At 37.6% G+C, this 2,735-nt stretch carries 2 protein-coding genes and 1 pseudogene; 1 reads left to right on the forward strand and 2 read right to left on the reverse strand.

The window, feature by feature from the left end; genetic code table 11:
* On the reverse strand, nt 1–958 hold a 958-nt coding region (locus tag OQV04_RS24130; RefSeq protein ID WP_002303350.1), incomplete at its 3' end, for an IS30 family transposase.
* Nucleotides 959–1,062: 104 nt separating this feature from the next.
* Nucleotides 1,063–2,016 carry an IS30 family transposase gene (locus OQV04_RS24135; protein ID WP_002325884.1) on the reverse strand — a complete coding sequence of 318 codons (954 nt, stop codon included), beginning with the start codon at nt 2,014–2,016 and terminating at the stop codon, nt 1,063–1,065.
* 429 nt (nt 2,017–2,445) lie between these two features.
* Between OQV04_RS24135 and OQV04_RS24140 the strand changes: the two are divergent.
* Nucleotides 2,446–2,735, forward strand: a pseudogene (locus OQV04_RS24140) (IS3 family transposase); the annotation flags it as partial.

Consider the following 2,735-nt stretch of genomic DNA (forward strand, 5'->3'; position numbering starts at 1 on the left):
AAATTAAGTTAGACAAATCATCTTTTGTGACGTAACTCAAAAATACTTCCATTGGTGTCCGATAGTGTAATGATTTTCTAGGAATATGATTTCGTTTCGATGCCACCGATTGGATAAAGGTTTCAGATACACCATTAAAATCCATAGCTTTATACAAACCATCTTTACGTAATAAGCCATTTGAATGTTCATTCAATCCTCGTTGAGAAGGTGTTCCTGGATCCGCAAAATAAATTGAAATATCGTTGGTATTACTAATCTTTTTCCAATTTGAGAATTCTTTTCCACAATCAAATGTGATGGATTTAAATAAGTTTTTTGGGACACAACGAAACCATTGATTCAGCCTATTTTCAATGTCTTTAGCCTGTCTGCCTTCGGGTTTCAAGGTAATGATGACTTTAGATAGCCGTTCAACTAATGTGATGACCGCGCTTTTATGTTTTCCACCCACGATAGTGTCACCTTCCAGGTGACCAAATTCATGATCAAACTGGGTATAGTCTGTCTTTCTGTCTCGGATTGACCGGCGAAACCCTTGTTTTCCTCTTTTTTCTTTATGACCGTTTGGTTTTCTTTTTCCCTTCATTGGTAAATCGTGAGTGTCAAAGGTTTTATCTTTAAACATTCGATACAGTGTGCGTACCGAACAAGCAATAGGAAACTCTGCTCGACCAATAAGGACATCAGGAGCCCACCCTTGAACAACCTTTTTTTGAATGTATTCCTGTTGCTCATCAGGTAAAACAATCGGATGTCTTCCGCAGTTACGTTTGTTTTTCTTATATTGTTTATAGTAGCTCATTGCGCTTCCACCAGATTTAAGAAAACGATAGACCTTATAAATAGTTTGTCGAGAACGTTGTAACAGATTGGCTACTTTTGAAACAGGTTGTGATTGATTGAAATAAGCTTCTATCATTACGAGTTCAGTTGGTGTAAGATGGTTATAGGTCATTTGTACTCACTCCTTATAATTCTTTCGTCGGAACTATTTTGAGTGTAGCACAAATGACTTTTTTTAGTTGTCTAGCTTAATTTTACAATCGGCGATTTGTCAAATTAAGCGAGACAAAACTTTCCATTTACGTAACTCAAAAAAACTTCTAATGGTGTTTGGTAATTTAGTGATTTTCTAGGGATATGGTTTCTTTTGGACGCAACGGATGAGATGAATCCTTGATTGACTTGGTTGAAGTCCATTTCTTTTGGTAGTCCATCTTTTCGGAGGAGTCCGTTTGAATGTTCATTTAATCCCCGTTGGGAAGGCGTTCCTGGGTCTGCGAAATAAATATCAATATCATTCGTATTACTAATACTTTTCCAATTAGAGAATTCTTTTCCACAATCAAAGGTAATTGATTTGAAAAGATTTTTGGGTACGGATTGAAGCCATTCATTAATCGAATTTTCAATATCAACTGCCTTACGGCCTTCTGGTTTCAAGGCGATAATGGCTTTTGAAAGTCGCTCAACGAGTGTGATGACGGCACTTTTATGGTGGATGCCGACAATCGTATCACCCTCTAAATGTCCAAATTCTTCTTCGAAAACGACATAATCTTTTTTACGTTCAGAAATATTTCTTTTGAATGCCTGTTTTCCACGTTTTTCCTTATAACCATTTGGTTTTCGTTTTCCTTGCATCGGTAAATGTAAAACATTGAATTCTCCCGTCTTAAACCGGCGATAGAGGGTACTTACTGAACAAGAGAAGGTTCGCTCTGCACGGCCAATAATGACGTCTGGGGTCCAACCTTCAGTTGATCTTTTTGCAATGTATTCTTTTTCCTCAGCAGGAAAAATGATTTCGGTTCTCCCACAACGTCGCTTATTTTCTTTGTATTGTTCAAAGTATTCAAGTGCTGTTCCACCACATTTGAGAAAGTTATAGACATTGTAAATTGTTTGGCGTCCACGTTTAAGCTGCTTCGCAACGATAGCAACCGGAGTTTCTTGATGAAAATATGCTTCTATCATTACAAGCTCGTTTGGTGTAAGATGGGTATAAGTCATTTATGTTCACTCTCCTTGTATGCTTTAGCGGGTATTACAATTTGAGTGTAACATAAATGGCTTTTTTATTTGTCTCGCTTAATTATACAAACGGCGAATTATAAATAACTCATAAAAAATATTTTGACTTTCAAAATCACTTTTGCTACCAGAAGTTGAGGCGAAGTGTTTTAAGCATAGTTGTACCCTAGTTTGACCGTTAAAAATAAATAACGATCGCTAGAGTGCAACTATGTTTGTTTGCCCTACCGTCAGCGTCGGCTTGGCCTCTCACATCCATTACCGTCGGGATTATCTCCGTTACATACCCTTACAAAATACGCCCTGTAAGCATTGCATGAAACCACCGTGCATTTGCACCGTATTTCCGCCCTAGCCGTTCAAATCGGTCACTACCACCATTAAGAAACACGTGCGGTAATGGAAGGTTTGGAGGAAGCTATCCAGACCACTAACGATTGTCCCTATCGTCGTACGTTTCACTCAGATCAAGGTTGGGCGTATCAAATGAAAGCTTATAGAAACAAATTGAAGGAGTACAAAATCTTTCAAAGCATGTCTCGGAAAGGGAACTGCTTAGATAATTCACTTATGGAGAATTTTTTTGGCTTATTAAAACAAGAGATTTTTCACGGGAAAGTTTATAACTGTTTCGAGGAATTAAAATCAGCCATCGATAGCTATATCTATTACTACAATAATGAACGGATAAAACAGAA

Source organism: Escherichia sp. Lx600-2 (assembly GCF_036662595.1).
GTDB classification, from domain to species: domain Bacteria; phylum Pseudomonadota; class Gammaproteobacteria; order Enterobacterales; family Enterobacteriaceae; genus Escherichia; species Escherichia coli.

Excerpts from the sequence above, each read along its gene's own strand:
- OQV04_RS24135 (WP_002325884.1), bottom strand. The coding sequence starts at position 2,016 with ATGACTTATACCCATCTTACACCAAACGAGCTTGTAATGATAGAAGCA.